The sequence below is a fragment of the Rahnella victoriana genome (assembly GCF_021276285.1).
GTDB classification, from domain to species: Bacteria; Pseudomonadota; Gammaproteobacteria; order Enterobacterales; family Enterobacteriaceae; genus Rahnella; species Rahnella victoriana.
The window spans coordinates 54,691-70,281 of sequence record NZ_CP089921.1; the positions used below are offsets into that span (position 1 = coordinate 54,691).

A 15,591-nucleotide genomic window follows, 5' to 3' on the forward strand; every position below is an offset into this window, starting at 1 on the left:
GTTACTCCCGCCAAAAATGCAGCAGATGCAGTTTGCATTACATTTGTCATTACATTAAAATATGCATTACATCTGTCATTACAACTGAGGGTATTTCTATGAGCACGATGCAGATCCGCGTTGAGGAAAATTTAAAACAAGAAGCAACCCAGGTCTTAAAAAAATTAGGCGTCAACCCTTCTGATGCTATGCGACAGTTGCTTCAGTACGTTGTGGATAACGAAAAACTGCCATTTTCTGCTGTATCTGTAGTGGTCGCCGACAGCGATAACGATGAAGACATCATCAAAATTGTTAAAGAGCGCATGGCGCATCCTGCTGCCCGTATCAGGGTAAACATCGATGAGATTTGAAATCGAGTTTGATGCAAGGGCTTTAAAGGAATGGAAAAAACTTGATAGCGCCATCAGGGAGCAATTTAGAAAAAAGCTTAAAAAGCTGCAGGAAAGCCCCAGGGTCGAGGCTAACAAACTGCATGGCGACCTTAAGGATTGTTATAAAATTAAGCTGAGGAAATCCGGTTTTCGGCTGATTTACCAAGTGATAGATCTGGAAATTATCATTTTTGTTATTGCCATCGGAAAGCGTGAAAAATCAGAAGCATATTCTGATGCTGAAAACCGGCTACCATCATGAGTGTTGGTGGGACTTTCCTGCCAGCATTTAGCACCGGTAAAACCTCTCCCGGTATACTGCTGCGGCTACGCCGCCGCCGTTCTCCCGCTTTTATTTCCATCCCCCTTGCAGACTAGAACCTTAGTTCTATCTCTTCAGAAGATGGCTACTTTACTTGTACCTTGCCTTACTCATCTTTTTACTCTTCTTCTTACTCGCCTTACTTAAACGTTCTTCAATATTTTTACTCTACCGGGCGTCACCCTGCGGGCACGGCTGCCGTAAACAGAGCCAGGTAAGCTGTCTCTGCCCTGCGGGCTTCCATCCTGACGCAATCCCCCTGCCTGAAATGTGGGAAAGGACACCACGTTTTACGTCGTCTCGAGTGAGGTATCCTTCAGCCAGCTTTTCTGTTCAGGTATGGACGTGCGCGGAGGTGGAGATTAATGTTTGCTGCTATGGTTCCACGATATTTGAAAGTGCTCGTCAGGTCAGGCTGAAAATGAAATGACTTACACTGGAACTTAGAATACGGACACTTGCCAGAGGCTGTTTAAACGCCCTTATTCATGATTTTCTGCGTTAATCGCACAGATGCCACGAAAACTATTAAACACAAGAAGCTGATGATGGCAGTTTGGATTTCACTGGCACCAAAAATATTTTTAAGAATAAACATACACGCAGGCAAACCAAAGATGCTGCCCAAAAGTATTATCCAGAAAGAGTTAACCTCCCGATTAAACCAGCTCAGAAATAATCCTGTGCAGATCACCAATGCGCCCGCTACAGAAAATAAACCTGTGACCATATTAGAATCTCCATTTTTATAATTGAATATTTTATCATCACTGGTCTGCCGCTACCAGTATAATTGGACAGGATGCCAAAAGGTGGAGCTTATGAATTGTGACTTATGTTTTCATATATTTCAGTAAGATATGTAACTTGTAATTGTCACAGTGAGAACTAAGAGTAGGCATTGGAGAGCGTTACAGCGTCTTAACCGGACTGAGAATTAAAATCCACACAGTAAGATTGATTATGAAAGCAGGGCGCCGAATTTGAAGCGTTCAATTTCTTCCTTCTACCTTAAAGTTCAACTCACCTTTTCGGTCGTCATCCTGCGGACACGGCTGTCGTTAACAGAGCCAGGCAAGCTGTCTCTGCCCTCTGGGCTTCCATCCTGACGCGAAAATCCCGCTTGCAGCATCCGTAAACGGATGCGCCGCGTTGTCACGCCGTTGCCCGCGCTCCCGACAACCCGTCGGAAAACCAAAATCCTGATGGGTTGCAAAGGGCAACGCCGTTACGCGCACGCGCTTTCCGTCGTTGCGGCGGTAACCTGCTCAATTCCTGTTTATGCATTCACCCCTCTGAGTCCATTCGCCGGGGCTGAGACAAGCACAGTCCGCCTTGTTGTCCAGGGACGGCCAGCCTTTCGCAATAAATTTTCTCCGGCCATTTCGCAGGTTTCATTAGACCGGAAAAATTTCCCGCTCCCCCCGGACATCTGCTCCGGCCAGTGCTTTGTTACGCCCCTGCGGCGTACGGCTCTCAAACGGGTGAAGGTAACAACCAGCCGGAGCGTTCAGCAGGTTCCCGCAAAACGTTAAAACCGCGGCCCCGTCAACTCAACGGGTGAGGGGTTAAATACGCAACGAATGCACATTATTTTAATTGCCTGAGAGGACAAACATTATGATCAGTTTTGCCAGCCGTTATCGTATACCGTCATCTGTCCGTAAAAACCGTCCGCTGACGAATGAAGAACTTCAGTTAATTGTTCCGAGCGCCTTTTCAGCTGAAAAGCATGATTCGCGTTCAGAGCGTTATACCTATATTCCGACCATCACGTTATTGGATAAATTACGTGATGAGGGATTCCAGCCTTATTATGCAACGCAGTCCAGAACACGGATTGCAGACAAGAGGGAGTTCACAAAACATTTACTACGCCTGCGCCGTCATGACCAGATTGACGGAAAGGAAGTACCGGAAATTATTTTGCTTAACAGTCATGATGGTTCAAGCTGTTACAAAATGATCCCCGGAATGTTCCGGCAGATTTGTACAAATGGTCTTGTTGCCTGGAAAGATTTTGGTGAAATCAGCGTGCCCCATAAGGGCGATATTATCGGGCAGGTTATTGAAGGTGCTTACGAAGTGTTGCGTACCTTTGACAATGTCGATGAAAATATCGATAAGATGCGCAGTATTCAGCTGACTGAACCGGAGCGATTATTACTCGGAACTGCGGCACTGGAATATAAATATGAAGGGAAAATCGCCCCGATTACGGCAGAGCAGGTTATAAGGCACCGCCGTTGGGAAGATGACCGGAATGATTTATGGACAACATTTAACCGTATTCAGGAAAACGTGATTAAGGGTGGAATAAGCGGTCGGACAGAAAAAGGGAAACGGATAAGAACGCGGGAGGTGACCGGAATTGATGGTGATATTAAGCTTAATCAGGCGTTGTGGAGAATGGCACAAGAGATGATTCAATTGAAATCATAATGTCGGTAGCCGCTCATTTATAACCAGTTTTGCAGATATGAGCGGCTTTAATTCATTTAAGGTAGCAGCAGTTGATGCTAATATTTTTCCGTGCGCGCCTGTAAAATGCATACCGCATCGAGCGGCACGCATTTTATTCCCCGCCCGCCCCGATGGAAATAAAAGACTTTCCATCTTCCCGCTGCCCCAGGGGGCGCCCTGAATAGAACAACTTACCCACATACCCACAATCAGTCATTTTAACCCTGGACAGGTTAAAATGCGCTGCGGCTATTTCACCAGTCCTTGGGGAGATAAAATAGCCTTGCTGGCTTCATATGGATATGTGGATAAGTCGTTGTCAATATAATACCTACTGAGATGCTTTCTGATTTTTAATTGCCATGTAAATCTGGTGGACATCTTTTCCGTACTTCAGTCGTTTTTCCTTCTGCTCAGGTTTTTGAGAGAAGCCTGCATTATATGCGCCGACAGACTCCCAGTTTACCCCCCAGCGCTTGAAGGCGATGGCAAGATAATAAGCGCCCGTGTAAACATTCATGCACCGGTCAGAGAACAACGACTGCGGTGTTATACCAAACTGTGAGAGATGAGAAAAGTTTTGTGAGTGGATTTGCATTTCACCGACAGCGTATTTATCCGGAGTAACAATATTCATCGCATGTGAATTCATCGATGACTCCCGGAATGCAACTGCGCGCAGGAGATCTGGATCAATACGATAGTCCCTTCCTGCTGCATCAAAACAATCTGAGGCATTGGCGGCGAACGTGAGCATGAAACAAAACACGGTGACAATCCTTAGCATTATTAATTCCTTTAACTCTGACCGTGCTACATCCTCACATTTTCACCAGGAAATGCCAAGTGCGGTTATTCACAAGTCCGGGAAAAGTGTCAGCATAGAAATGCCTGCTCCTCTAACCAAAAGACTCACACCCCTCGCAAGATTTCATCTTGCCTGATTTTACTTTAAAACCAGCTAATTACATTAAATTTAGTTTTCTATTTTCTCGTTTTTAAGAAAAGTAGATTCCAGATATGATCAGGATTTAATCTAACTGGCGTAAATGAATATTCCGCTCTGTGATAAAATCAGATCTTTCGCGGTGTGCAGCTAATGTAATTCATGTAGAATACAACAAATGACCAAGTTTGTTATACGTTTCTAGCATCATTTAATCTGGTTAGATTGCATCGTTGCAATAAATAATCCGCCTGGATTGCATGAAAGTGAGGAGTGTACTCTGACTGGAACCTACGAAGTGGCAGGCAAAAACAATGTACTCTAGATGGAATATATCAAGTTTTTAAGATAATAAGGAATTTATATGCCAAAAATTCAAACTTTTGTTAATTCTGTGATTGAACAAGAAATCAGTAACATTGTACGGCAGAAGAAAATGGAAGGCGCTAATCACTTTGAAGCGAACGTGTCTAACGTCACCTCAATGCTTGTTGAGCTTGGTCTGCGAGTCTATAAGTTACAAGGTGAACGACAGGAGGGGGGATTTAGCCAGGTTGAGTTCAATAAAGTCCTCCTTGAAAATGTTATAAAAAGCAATCTCGTATGCCAGAAGGTTTTAGCAATCAACACGCAAAACGTAGAAGTAAAAGGGCAGGATGAACTCTCTAATTTGACTCTTATTGCTGGTCAGATAAAAAATGCTTCCGAAGCTGTCATGGATAAATTTTTCCCAGCAGAGGAAAGTGATGCGGGGTAATTAATTTATCTATGATGGTTAATGGATTTCATCAGAGAGTATTCGAATGACCAGAGTTCAAACCTTTATTGGTAAAGACACGAAAAAAAAGCTGGATGCCATTGTCAGACAGAGGAGTATTGATTGTTCATATACTCTAGATATTAATTTATCGAATACTGCGGCTATGTTGATCGACCTTGGGATCAGGACGTATCACCAGGAGAGACAGCAACAAGATGATAAGTTCGATCAGGGAAAGTATAATGAAATTCTTCTTGAGCATGTGATGATGATAAGTTTAATAATGCAACACCTCGCAAGAAACTTATCACTCGATAACATGGAGGTTAGTACAAATGATCCAAGACCTGTCAGTTTAGTAATAGATGCCAGGGTAAAGGAAACCTTAATGAAGTTCTTCCCATTATCGGAGGAGGAAACAATGGATAAAATAATAAAAGAATTATCCTAGTGTAATGATCTAACGGTTTGCTTTATTAAATGACTATATATTGCCATATGATAAATAATAGTTATTTAAACGTTGAAGTGAAATGGTTGTAAAAGGTATATTATTAGGGTGGTAAATTAACGTTGGTAATAAAGGCGGCTACCTCTATTACCAACTAACCGAAAACAACCTTGATAGGAGGCTGTCATGGCTGACGGCTATACTAAAGATCAGATTAATGGATCTCAATCACTTTCTAATGAAATCCTCATATCTTTAAAATCTTTTTGGGATATAAGTAGTGAACCGTGGGTGGTAAAAGATGAAAGTGAGCGTTATCTATACGCAAATCATGCTTACTTGGACTTCTTACAGCTGCCCAAAGACACAAATGTAATGGGAAAAATGGACAGTGAGCTTGAGTGCGGCTTGTTTCTTAAACCTTTCCAACTAGAGGGCCGCTGGCTGTTGGGTGAGAAATCACAGGAGAGGTCATCGTTTCTTTGTATATTGAAAAATTCTAACCAAGATGTATATAGCGGTTTGATTTTTGATAAGTTTCCTTTGATCGATAGCGCTTTAAATATTATGGGCGCGGCCTTTCATGGTAAAAGACCCCATCGCGTTACTGCTAGCGATTTATTTAGTCAACACCCATTACCCCGCTTGCATTTCGGTTACCCAAAAGATGAATTTACTGAATCAGAATGGGATATAGTCTTTCTCCTGTTCGAGTCCGTATCTAGAAAAGAAATTGCTTCAAAGTTAAATAAATCGCTAAGCACGGTTAATAACAAGATTCAAAGCATCTACGACAAAACAGGGGTGTCATCGTGCAGTGAATTGCTTGCGTACTGTAAAGTAAGGCATTTTGACACATTCATACCCCCTCATTTTTTACGATAACCCTCTGTTTTTTTCATGAGAGTGGCATTCGTGCCGCTCTGCATATATTCCTAAAGTAACGTTTGTTGTGTTAATTTCCGATTTTGTGATGCTCTTCAAATAACACGCTTGTTTTTTTAATTTTCACTTTAAAAACAATTACCTATCAAAAGGCTTTTTTCAGCCGACCATCGACCTCATACCATAAATATTTATCTTTGCATAGATTAGATCTTAATCTACTTATAAGTGCTCAGACTCGTTAATATAAGTACATCTTCTCAACTGGAATCTGAATCATTATGGATAATGAATTTGATTTGTATAAAGGGTATCCGAGTTCTTCGGTCGTAGTAGTGTTAAACCCACGCATGAATAAGCTTTTAACTGAAGCCTCAAAAAGGTCTAAGAGAGCAAAAACTCAAGAAGCAGCCGTTAGACTTCAAGACCATTTGATGAATTTTAGTGATATTGCCACCGCTGGAAAACGATTTAAGAAAGAAGAATAATTAATTCTATATGAGTCATGTAGCCACAGAATCATTTCGATGGTTCTGTAACGGCATGATTTTGCCGAAACCCTAATTAAAATTTTACATGGAGTAAATTATGAAATTGTCTATTAAGGCAAAGGGTATCTCTGTCTTTAAAAAAGTGAAATCAACCTTCAGCAAAATGAATCAGTCGCGCAAAACTGCCGGCGGAATTATTCCGGCTATTGCGGCACTGATGTTATGTTCCAATAACGCCTTTGCTGAAGATTTGATGGCCGCCGGTAAAGAAACAGTGACCGGAACCTTCGGTGCTGACTCCGCCATTGCCAAATGGATTATTTTGGCAGAGGTCATCGTCGGTATTATCACGTATATCAAAACAAAGAACATGTTCATGCTGTTCGGTATTGCGGTGGTTATCGTATTTACCACTATCGGGTTCGGTCTGGCAGGTTAATTGGGATTAAATAATGAATGCGGGAAACAATCTTGATAAATACCGTTTCCCGAAAACATTGAGTGAACAGCGCCGCTTTCTCGGATTACCTTATGATGAAGCTATTCCCTCTATCCCCGTTTTAATCTGGGGGATATTGACGCAAAAAGCATTATTCGGAATGGGATTAGCGGTGCTGATTTGGTTTTGTATTCACAGTGCAAAAAGGGGGAAGGGCAGTATGTGGCTCTATAACGTTCTGTACTGGTATTTCCCCACCGTCTTATTTCGCACCGTCTTCAAGGTCATCCCCGACTCAAGTTTTCGGCAATGGATTAAGTAAATAAATCAGGGACTGTATTATGGAACTTTCGGCCCGTAATTCCTCAAATAAAATTATCGCCTGGACGATGGCGGCGCTTTTTCTGCTGCTCGTTCTCGCGCTGGTATCCGTCATTCTGCTGGTTGGGCAAAACCGGTATCTATCAGCACATCAGAAAACAACTACGGTGCCGATGGCGTTTACGGCGCCGTTCTGGACGTCGGAGTCTGAAACCAGCCCGGGCTATATGCAGATGATGGCCCTGTCGTTTCTGTCCCTGCGCCTCAACGTGTCGCCGGAAACCGTCGACGCCCAGCACGAATTCTTACTCTCGTTTGCCAGACCCGGCGCACAGGCCGATTTCAAAGTGACGCTCGCCGGAGAGGCGCGCCGCATCAAGCAAAACGAGGTCAGCAGCGCGTTTTACCAGACGCAAATCAAGGTGTATCCGGTTGAGGGCGTCGTCGACATTCGCGGCATGCTCAATACCTGGATTGGCAACGGCAAACCCACGTCTGAAATCAAGCATTACCGGCTCAAGCTCGACTACGCCGGCGGCGTCACCACCATTGCGGCATTCCTGGAGGCGGACGATGCGAAAAAATAAACGTTTGCTGCTCAGCCTGGTGTCCTGCGCATTCCTGTCTGCACAGGTGATGGCCGCCACCGCGCCGGTATCCCTGAGCTTTCCGCCTCACGGCCAGTTTCAGCTGACGGTCAGCAATACCAACCCGAATCTTATCGTGATCCCGGGCGACCGTATCACTGGCATCAGCAGCGCGGCGGGCAAGCTGACCGACAAACGAAACACCCGAGACGGCGCGGTACTGTTTTCCTCAACCTCCGACAAGCCGTTCACACTCTTTATCGAAACCGAGCACGGTCAGGTCGTGTCAGTGCAGGCGACGCCCCGCGCGGGTGAAGGGCGCAGCTACCGCCTGCTGAATAGTGAACCGGTGGCACGTCCTGCGGCAAAAACATGGGAAACCAGCCAGCCGTATGAGTCCCTGCTGGTGGAGCTCAATAAATCCATTCTAAAAAACCGCATGCCGGAAGGGTATGCACCGGCCAGCACCGAATTTGACCGTTTATCTGCGCCTGCAGGGCTGTCCATGACGGCGGAAGAAGCCTGGACGGGCAACGCGCTGCGGGTTGTTCGCTACCGCGTGTCTAATCCGTTTGCCTATGCCGTGGCGATGAAAGAGCAGGATTTCTGGCGAACGGGCGTTCGCGCGGTGATGTTTAGCCCGTCCGCGCTCTCGCTGCTGCCGGGCACGTCGGTGACCGTGTATATCACCCGTGCGCAGGAGGTCAGCGATGGCCAACATTAATGCGCTGGTCAAACGTAAGCAGATCGCCCTGTTTATTGCGGCTGTTCTCGGGATATCCGCCGCTGTCGGTACGGGCTGGTATGCCTCGAACCTGTCTTTGAAAAAAGAAGCCAAAACGAAAGCCGCCGCCCGTGAACCGGCGCCGGATATGACCGGCGTGGTGAACACCACCTTTGATGACAAGGTGCAGCGCAGTGCGATCACCGAATCTCAGGTCACCAGCAAGGAAGTCCGTAAAGAAATGGACGCGCTGCGCACGGAGCTGGACGCGCTGTCGCGCGACCGTAAGGGTGACCAGCAGCGCATTAACTCACTGGAAGAAGACAACAAGCTGCTGCAGACCCAGCTGGAGGCGGCTAATAACGCGCCGTCCGGCGAACCGGTACCGTCAATGACCCAGCCGCTACCCGGCGCCGTTCCGCCGCCGACGCAGTTCTATCCGGGCGCGGGCGTACCGCAGGCGGGGGAAACCACCTTTGCGCCTATGCCACCCAAAGCGGGCGGCATTGAAAACACGGCCTTCAGCTATGAGAGCCAGTCAAAAAAGCCCGCATTGCCTTATATCCCGTCCGGCAGCTTCACCGAGGCGCTGGTCATCGAGGGCGCTGACGCCAACGCCGCCGTTACCGGTGCGCAAAACACGGCGCCGATGCAGTTTCGTCTGACCGGCAAAACCCAGATGCCGAATGACAAAGAGTATGACCTGACGGGCTGCTTTGTGACGGCAGAAGCCTACGGCGACGTTTCCAGCGAACGTGCCGAAGTGCGCACACGCAGCATCAGCTGCAATAAAGGCAGCGACATCATCGACCAGAAAATTCCCGGCCACGTCAGCTTTATGGGCAAAAACGGCATCAAGGGAACCGTCGTGATGCGCAACGGCAAAATTTTGGGCTGGGCGTTCGGGGCCGGATTCGTGGACGGCATTGGCAAAGGTATTTCTCAGGCATCGACGCCGCAGGTCGGTTTAGGTGCGACCGCCAGCATGGGGGCCGGCGACGTGGCAGCGGCCGGTGCGGGCGGCGGCGTCAGCCAGGCGGCGAAAACCCTGTCCGATTACTACATCAAACGCGCCGAACAGTACCACCCGATCATTCCGATCGGAGCCGGTAACGAAGTCACCGTGGTGTTTCAGGACGGCTTCCAGCTGGAAACCATCGAAGAAGCGCGGCTGAAAAAAGCGCGCAGAACGCAGCTGCAGCAGGCGACCAGCAATGCCAGCGAGGCCGTCAGCACCCCGAACATGATGAACCAGCTGAAAGATTTCAAAGTGGGCGATGTGGTCCAGCCGTATACGAATAATGGAGAGTAATCATGAGTAACAATAACGCGGAAACAGCACGTTTTCTGATGCTGACACTGGGGTTTACCGCCGCCTTTATGCATGTCTTTGGCGTCGCGTTGCTGAAATGGCAAATAAGCCATTCCTCTTTATATGCATTCACCTTTGCCCTGAGTTCTGCCTCGCTATTCCGGACGGAAGGTCTTAACACGGTGTTGTATACCGTGACCTGTCTGGCCATCGGGGCATTTTTCGCGTGGGTCTTTGGCGTTGTTTTGCAGGCCTGCGAATACGCGTTGCATCTGGTTTCACGCCAAAAATGTCATGCCAACGGCACCAACGTAAAGCTCGACGTTGTGTGCGGACGGGGAGAAAAACGATGAAGCGACTTCTTTTACTTCCTCTGGTGGGCGGCGCACTGCTGCTGACCGGCTGTGCCGGCGTCAGCGGCGACCTCGAGTGTAACGCCACGACCAGCGACCGCTGCATGACAATGGGGCAGGCCAATCAGAAAGCGCGTCAGCTGACTGGTGACGTAGCGGGAAAGCCGGCTGCGGCCGTGCTGCCAGCCCTGGTTAACCCGCCGCCGCAGGCATCGGTTACGCCTTCGGCGACATCGCCAGGCCGCCCGTCCGTGGTCCGTCCGGTAGCGACGACGGTGCGTTCTGCTCCCGCGCCGAAGCCATTTGTTACCACCGGCGTGTCTCCTGTGGGTTTGCCATCCTGCCCCTCCGGCCGCTGCGACAGCCCCGGTCAGGTCAGGGCACAACGTTCAGTTGAAGGTATAGCCCACGTCTGGGTAGCGCCCTGGGTCGACACCGACGACGTCTTTCACCAGCCCGGTCGCGTGTCGTTCGTCGTGAACGACGCGAAGTGGCAGATACCGCAGTCAATTCAATAAGGACGCATGAACATGGAACGTATCGTTGAAACCTTTAACCGTCTGATGTCGTCTTTCAGGATGCCAGATGGTGCCGCTGAGGCCAACCGCACACTGGGTGAGATGCAGTATCCGCAGTTCAGCAGCCAGCTGCCTTATCGTGATTACGACAAGGAAAGCGGCCTGTTTATAAACAAAGGCTCGCTGGGCTTTTTACTGCAGGCTATCCCGCTGATTGGTGCCAACGAGCACATCATTGGCGTGCTTGACGACATGGTCAAAAGCAAGCTGCCGCGCAATACCCCTATCTCTTTTCACCTCGTCTCCAGCCGCGTGATCGGGGAACAGATCGACGCCGGCCTGCGGGATTTTCGCTGGACGGGCAAGGACGCTGATAAATTTAACGCCATCACCCGGGCGTTCTATCAGCGTGCGACGCAAAAGCAGTTCAACAGCCCGACCAACCTGCCACTGACGCTGCGCGATTACCGCCTGTATATCTCCTATGCGATGAAGACCAAAAAGCGCACGCCGGCGGCCATCACCGAGCTGACGCATCTGCTGAAGGTGCTGCGCGCCTCGCTGGACTCGGCCAAAATCGCCTGCGTGCCGGCCACGCAGGACGAATTTGTTCACCTCATCAGCCAGATGGTGAACCACCGCGACGGGGAATTGTACGCTGACCCCGTGAAGGTGGACGCCTTTGACGAGCTGAACCGCGTGTGCGTTGATCGCAGTATTAACCTGAAGGTGAAGCCGGACTGCCTGACGGTGTCGCTTAATCAGCCGGGCGGTAAAAAATCGCATACCCGCGTGATGAACTTCATGCTGGAGAAGAACCCGGACATCTTCTTCCTGTGGCAGGGCGGGGACAATATCTGCAACCTGCTCAGCCCGGATCTGAGTATTTCTAACCCGTTCGTCATCACCTTTACGCTCGAGGCCGAAGATCAGGTCAGCACGCAGGGCGAGGCGTCGCGTAAATTTCTCGATCTGGATAAAAAGGCTAACTCGGCCTACGCGAAAATCTTCCCCGGCGTTATCAAACAGGCCAAAGAGTGGGGCGACCTGCGCGAGCGTCTGAACAGCAACCAGAGCTGTCTGGTGCGTTATTACTTCAACATCACCACCTTCTGCCCGGACAACGATGACGACGCCCTGGTCTGCGAGCAGCAGGTTATCAACACGTTCAAAAAGAACGGCCTGCAACTGTACGCACCCACCTATATGCAGATGCGTAACTACCTGGCCATGTTCCCGTTTATGGCAGGGGAAGGGTTATGGGACGACATGAAGGCCAGCGGCGCGACCTGCCGCACCGAAAGCACGCAGGTGGTGAACCTGATGCCGCTCGTCGCCGACAACCGGCTGTGCAGCGGTGGATTACTCGCACCATCCTACCGCCATCAGCTGGCCTTTCTGGACATCTACGGCACGGGGCTGGGCAACACCAACTACAACATGGCGGTGACCGGCACCTCGGGCGCGGGCAAAACCGGTCTGGTTCAGCCCATCCTGCGCAGCGTACTGGATTCCGGCGGCATCGTCTGGGTGTTTGATATGGGCGACGGCTATAAGTCGTTTTGCGAAAACGTCGGCGGCACCTATCTGGACGGCAGTTCGCTCAAGTTCAACCCGTTTGCCAACATCACCAACATTAACGAGTCCGGCGAACGTATCCGCGACCAGCTGGCGGTGCTCGCCAGTCCCAACGGCACGCTCGATGAGGTGCATGAAGACCTGCTGCTCAAAGGCGTGCTCAACGCCTGGAACGCGAAGAAAAACAAAGCGCGTATCGATGACGTGGTGTTCTATCTCGATGAAGAACGCCGGTCAGACCGCTACAGCAACTCGCCGGGGATCACCGGACGCCTCGATGACATTATCGAGCTGCTGGCCAAGTACACCACCAGCGGGATATACGGCGAATACTTCAACAGCGATGAACCGTCCCTGACCGACGATGCCCGCATGATTGTGCTGGAGCTGGGCGGCCTGCAGGACAAGCCAGCGCTGCTGGCGGCGGTGATGTTCTCCCTCATTATCTACATCGAAGACAAGATGTACCGCAGCCCGCGCAGCCAGAAGAAGTGCTGCACCATCGATGAAGGCTGGAAGCTGCTCAACTTCAAAAACGAGAAGGTCGGCGCCTTTATCGAAACCGGCTACCGCACCGTGCGCCGTCATCTGGGCTCGTTTATCACCATCAGCCAGAACATCAAGGACTTTGACGCCGACGATGCGTCCTCTGCTGCGAAGGCGGCGTGGGGCAACTCGGCGTTTAAAGTGGTGCTCAAGCAGGACACCGCCGAGTTCAAAGCCTACAACCAGAACCGGAAAAATCAGTTCAGCGAACATGAGCGGCAGGTGATTGAGAAATTCGGCGACGCCAAAGACCAGTGGTTCAGCAGCTTTATGCTGCGCATCAACGACACCAGCTCGTTCCACCGGCTGTTTGTCGATCCGCTCAGCCGGGCGATGTTCAGCTCGGACGGCAAGGACTTCGAATTTATCCGCGAACAGCGCAGCCGCGGCGTCGATATCCATGATGCCGTGTATGCCCTGGCAAAGCGTAAGTTTGCTGATGAAATGGATGAGCTTGAAAACTGGCAGGAGGCTGCATGACACCAGAACTGCCTAAAAAAAACGCTGCCCAGCCCGTTGCGCCTGTCAAAAAGCGCAGCAAACGTCGCAACCGCTGCATTGTGCCAGTCGCCATCGTGGCCGGCGTGATGCTGGTGTTGAATGCCGCCATTGCCCTGCTGCTTATCCAATGGCAGACGCCTGTGACCGTGGCCTTTGATATGAAAGGCACCGTTGACCGGTTTATGACGCAGACCGCTGCGCATCAGCTGACGCAGGAACAGAGCGATGCCCTGACGTTACGCTTTACCACCGCGCTTGACGCCAGCCTGAAAGACTACCAGCACCGCCATGATGCGCTGATTTTAGTCGCGCCGTCCGTGGTGTCGGGCGTGAAGGACATTACGGCTGATATTCAGCGCGACGTGGCCCGCCGGATGCGCGCGGATAAGGACGCCCGATGAAACGCGCCTGCCTGATTGTGCTTTTATGCGGCCTGAGCGCCGCCCGCGCCGCTGACCTCGGCACCTGGGGGGATTTATACCCCATCGCCGAACCCGACCTGGTCGGCACCATTAAACAGCGGCTCGGTGACATGGAAAAAAGCGGCGAGCTGGCCCAAAAGCAGGACGAGTTTAAACAGCGGGTGATTGAAAACAGTCTGCGGCCGGCGCCTGTCCGGGGGCTGGCTATCGCCCGGGAGAACACCACGCGCCTGTATGACCCGACCTTTATCGTCAGCCAGGACATCAGCGACCATCAGGGCCACGTGTTTGCCAGGAAAGGGCAGCGGGTGAACCCGCTCGACAGCGTGCCATTCGCGCAGACCCTCTACTTTATCGATGCCGACGACAAGCGTCAGCTGGCCTGGTTTAAAACGCAAAAGTCCACGACGCTGAGTGCCAAAGTCATTCTGGTCAACGGCGACATTGCGCAGGCCACGAAGGCGCTCGGTACGCGCATCTATTTCGATCAGGACGGTGTGCTGACCAAAAAATTTGCGCTGACCGCCGTGCCGGCGCGCGTGACCGCGGCGCCTGACGGCGTTCATCTGCAGATTGATACGTTTGCCGTGGAGGGTCAGCCATGAGCCTGCTGCGCGCTTTAACTCTGTTGCTGTTATTGCTGGGCAGCACGAAGACGTTCGCTGCAGACCCGCAGTGCGAAGGCCGGTTTGTCAATCCGATCACCGATATCTGCTGGGAGTGTATTTTCCCCATCTCCATCGGCAGCGTCGCCGTGTCCACCGGCACCGTGGCGGACACCGCCAACCCGGCCAGCCCCATCCAGTTCTGCCCGATGGGCATTTTGTACCGCGTAGGCCTCGCCATTGGCTACTGGGAACCGATGGCCCTGACGGACGTGACGCGGTCACCGTACTGCATGGTCAATCTGGGCGGTTTTAACCTCAACGTCGGCAAGGTGGGTTCCGGCACGGCGGGACAAAGTGACAAACCGGCGGCGGGCGCGTTCTACCACGTCCACTGGTACAAATACCCGCTGACCTACTGGCTCAATATCATCACCTCTGCCGGTTGCCTGCAGGGCGGCGACATGGATATCGGCTATCTCTCCGAGCTGGATCCGATGTGGAACGACAGCTCGCTGGGCTTAATCATTTCCCCGGAAGCCATGCTGTTTAACAACGTCATTGCGCAGGGCGCCTGCGCGGCGGACGCCATTGCCAGCGCCGTCTATAAACCCATCGATGCGCTGTTCTGGTGTGCCGGTTCGCAGGGTTCGATGTACCCGTTTTCCGGCTGGGTATCCAACGAGTTCAGCGCCCTGCAGTCCTCGGTGCTGGTCAGTGAGCGCATGGCGTTCAAGCTGCACCGGCAAGGCATGATCATGAACTCCATCGGCGCCGACACGGCGGTCTGCTTTGAGTACCCGTCCCCCGTCATTCCCAAAGAGCGCTGGCGTTATCAGATGGTCAACATGTACCCGGACGTTGTGCAGTGCCACCCGTTCGGGCAGACGGTCATGCGCTGGGAGGCGGGGCACAACCCGCCGAACGGGCGCAAGAACTTCGGTTATCTCATCTGGCGTAAGCGCAACTGCGTATTTTTATAAGGAAACGGGT

20 protein-coding genes are annotated in these 15,591 nt (G+C 50.8%); 18 read left to right on the forward strand and 2 right to left on the reverse strand.

Features of this window, described 5'->3' with window-relative positions:
- Positions 1 to 98: 98 nt before the first annotated feature.
- Complete coding sequence (locus tag J9880_RS24850; protein ID WP_232770934.1) at positions 99 to 353, forward strand: type II toxin-antitoxin system RelB/DinJ family antitoxin; 255 nt, start codon at positions 99 to 101, stop codon at positions 351 to 353.
- Positions 343 to 636 (forward strand): type II toxin-antitoxin system RelE family toxin, encoded by a 294-nt coding sequence (locus tag J9880_RS24855; RefSeq protein ID WP_232770935.1) that lies wholly within the window; start codon positions 343 to 345, stop codon positions 634 to 636. The genes J9880_RS24850 and J9880_RS24855 overlap by 11 nt, the downstream gene beginning before the upstream one ends.
- 532 nt (positions 637 to 1,168) lie before the next feature.
- Here J9880_RS24855 and J9880_RS24860 read toward each other — a convergent pair.
- A complete protein-coding gene (locus J9880_RS24860; RefSeq protein ID WP_232770936.1) occupies positions 1,169 to 1,426 on the reverse strand; it encodes a hypothetical protein in 258 nt (85 codons plus the stop codon).
- Positions 1,427 to 2,316: 890 nt separating this feature from the next.
- Here J9880_RS24860 and J9880_RS24865 point away from each other — a divergent pair.
- Positions 2,317 to 3,138: a DUF932 domain-containing protein gene (locus J9880_RS24865; protein ID WP_232770937.1), complete on the forward strand. Its 822-nt coding sequence runs from the start codon at positions 2,317 to 2,319 to the stop codon at positions 3,136 to 3,138.
- Between the two features lie 352 nt (positions 3,139 to 3,490).
- On the opposite strand, the gene J9880_RS24870 is transcribed toward J9880_RS24865, so the two are convergent.
- Entirely contained in the window at positions 3,491 to 3,946 is a 456-nt protein-coding gene (locus J9880_RS24870) for a transglycosylase SLT domain-containing protein (protein ID WP_232770938.1), read from the reverse strand.
- Between the two features lie 523 nt (positions 3,947 to 4,469).
- Between J9880_RS24870 and traM the strand changes: the two genes are divergently transcribed.
- From traM to traU, 15 genes are all read left to right on the forward strand, one after another.
- The gene (gene traM, locus J9880_RS24875) at positions 4,470 to 4,862 is read left to right on the forward strand and encodes a conjugal transfer relaxosome DNA-binding protein TraM (RefSeq protein ID WP_232770939.1); all 393 of its coding nucleotides are present in this window, start codon (positions 4,470 to 4,472) and stop codon (positions 4,860 to 4,862) included.
- 46 nt (positions 4,863 to 4,908) lie between these two features.
- Positions 4,909 to 5,316 (forward strand): relaxosome protein TraM, encoded by a 408-nt coding sequence (locus J9880_RS24880; protein WP_232770940.1) that lies wholly within the window; start codon positions 4,909 to 4,911, stop codon positions 5,314 to 5,316.
- Positions 5,317 to 5,502: 186 nt separating this feature from the next.
- Positions 5,503 to 6,201, forward strand: a complete 699-nt coding sequence (locus J9880_RS24885) for a helix-turn-helix transcriptional regulator (RefSeq protein WP_232770941.1) — start codon at positions 5,503 to 5,505, stop codon at positions 6,199 to 6,201.
- Positions 6,202 to 6,482: 281 nt separating this feature from the next.
- A complete protein-coding gene (locus J9880_RS24890; RefSeq protein ID WP_232770942.1) occupies positions 6,483 to 6,689 on the forward strand; it encodes a TraY domain-containing protein in 207 nt (68 codons plus the stop codon).
- A gap of 100 nt (positions 6,690 to 6,789) precedes the next feature.
- Positions 6,790 to 7,131: a type IV conjugative transfer system pilin TraA gene (gene traA / locus J9880_RS24895; protein WP_232770943.1), complete on the forward strand. Its 342-nt coding sequence runs from the start codon at positions 6,790 to 6,792 to the stop codon at positions 7,129 to 7,131.
- 13 nt (positions 7,132 to 7,144) lie between these two features.
- The gene (gene traL, locus J9880_RS24900) at positions 7,145 to 7,453 is read left to right on the forward strand and encodes a type IV conjugative transfer system protein TraL (RefSeq protein WP_232770944.1); all 309 of its coding nucleotides are present in this window, start codon (positions 7,145 to 7,147) and stop codon (positions 7,451 to 7,453) included.
- 19 nt (positions 7,454 to 7,472) lie between these two features.
- Positions 7,473 to 8,039, forward strand: a complete 567-nt coding sequence (gene traE / locus J9880_RS24905; protein ID WP_232770945.1) for a type IV conjugative transfer system protein TraE — start codon at positions 7,473 to 7,475, stop codon at positions 8,037 to 8,039.
- Entirely contained in the window at positions 8,026 to 8,763 is a 738-nt protein-coding gene (gene traK, locus J9880_RS24910; protein ID WP_232770946.1) for a type-F conjugative transfer system secretin TraK, read from the forward strand. The genes traE and traK overlap by 14 nt, the downstream gene beginning before the upstream one ends.
- On the forward strand, positions 8,750 to 10,075 hold the full coding sequence (traB, locus tag J9880_RS24915) for an F-type conjugal transfer pilus assembly protein TraB (protein ID WP_232770947.1): 1,326 nt from the start codon (positions 8,750 to 8,752) through the stop codon (positions 10,073 to 10,075). Before traK ends, traB begins: the two co-directional genes overlap by 14 nt.
- Positions 10,076 to 10,077: 2 nt before the next feature.
- Complete coding sequence (locus J9880_RS24920) at positions 10,078 to 10,428, forward strand: hypothetical protein (RefSeq protein ID WP_232770948.1); 351 nt, start codon at positions 10,078 to 10,080, stop codon at positions 10,426 to 10,428.
- Complete coding sequence (gene traV, locus J9880_RS24925) at positions 10,425 to 10,946, forward strand: type IV conjugative transfer system lipoprotein TraV (RefSeq protein WP_232770949.1); 522 nt, start codon at positions 10,425 to 10,427, stop codon at positions 10,944 to 10,946. Before J9880_RS24920 ends, traV begins: the two co-directional genes overlap by 4 nt.
- A gap of 12 nt (positions 10,947 to 10,958) precedes the next feature.
- Positions 10,959 to 13,550, forward strand: a complete 2,592-nt coding sequence (gene traC / locus J9880_RS24930) for a type IV secretion system protein TraC (protein WP_232770950.1) — start codon at positions 10,959 to 10,961, stop codon at positions 13,548 to 13,550.
- On the forward strand, positions 13,547 to 13,972 hold the full coding sequence (gene trbI, locus J9880_RS24935; RefSeq protein WP_232770951.1) for a type-F conjugative transfer system protein TrbI: 426 nt from the start codon (positions 13,547 to 13,549) through the stop codon (positions 13,970 to 13,972). Before traC ends, trbI begins: the two co-directional genes overlap by 4 nt.
- The gene (gene traW / locus J9880_RS24940) at positions 13,969 to 14,598 is read left to right on the forward strand and encodes a type-F conjugative transfer system protein TraW (RefSeq protein WP_232770952.1); all 630 of its coding nucleotides are present in this window, start codon (positions 13,969 to 13,971) and stop codon (positions 14,596 to 14,598) included. Before trbI ends, traW begins: the two co-directional genes overlap by 4 nt.
- Positions 14,595 to 15,581 (forward strand): conjugal transfer pilus assembly protein TraU, encoded by a 987-nt coding sequence (gene traU, locus J9880_RS24945; protein WP_232770953.1) that lies wholly within the window; start codon positions 14,595 to 14,597, stop codon positions 15,579 to 15,581. The genes traW and traU overlap by 4 nt, the downstream gene beginning before the upstream one ends.
- The last annotated feature ends 10 nt before the right edge of the window (positions 15,582 to 15,591 follow it).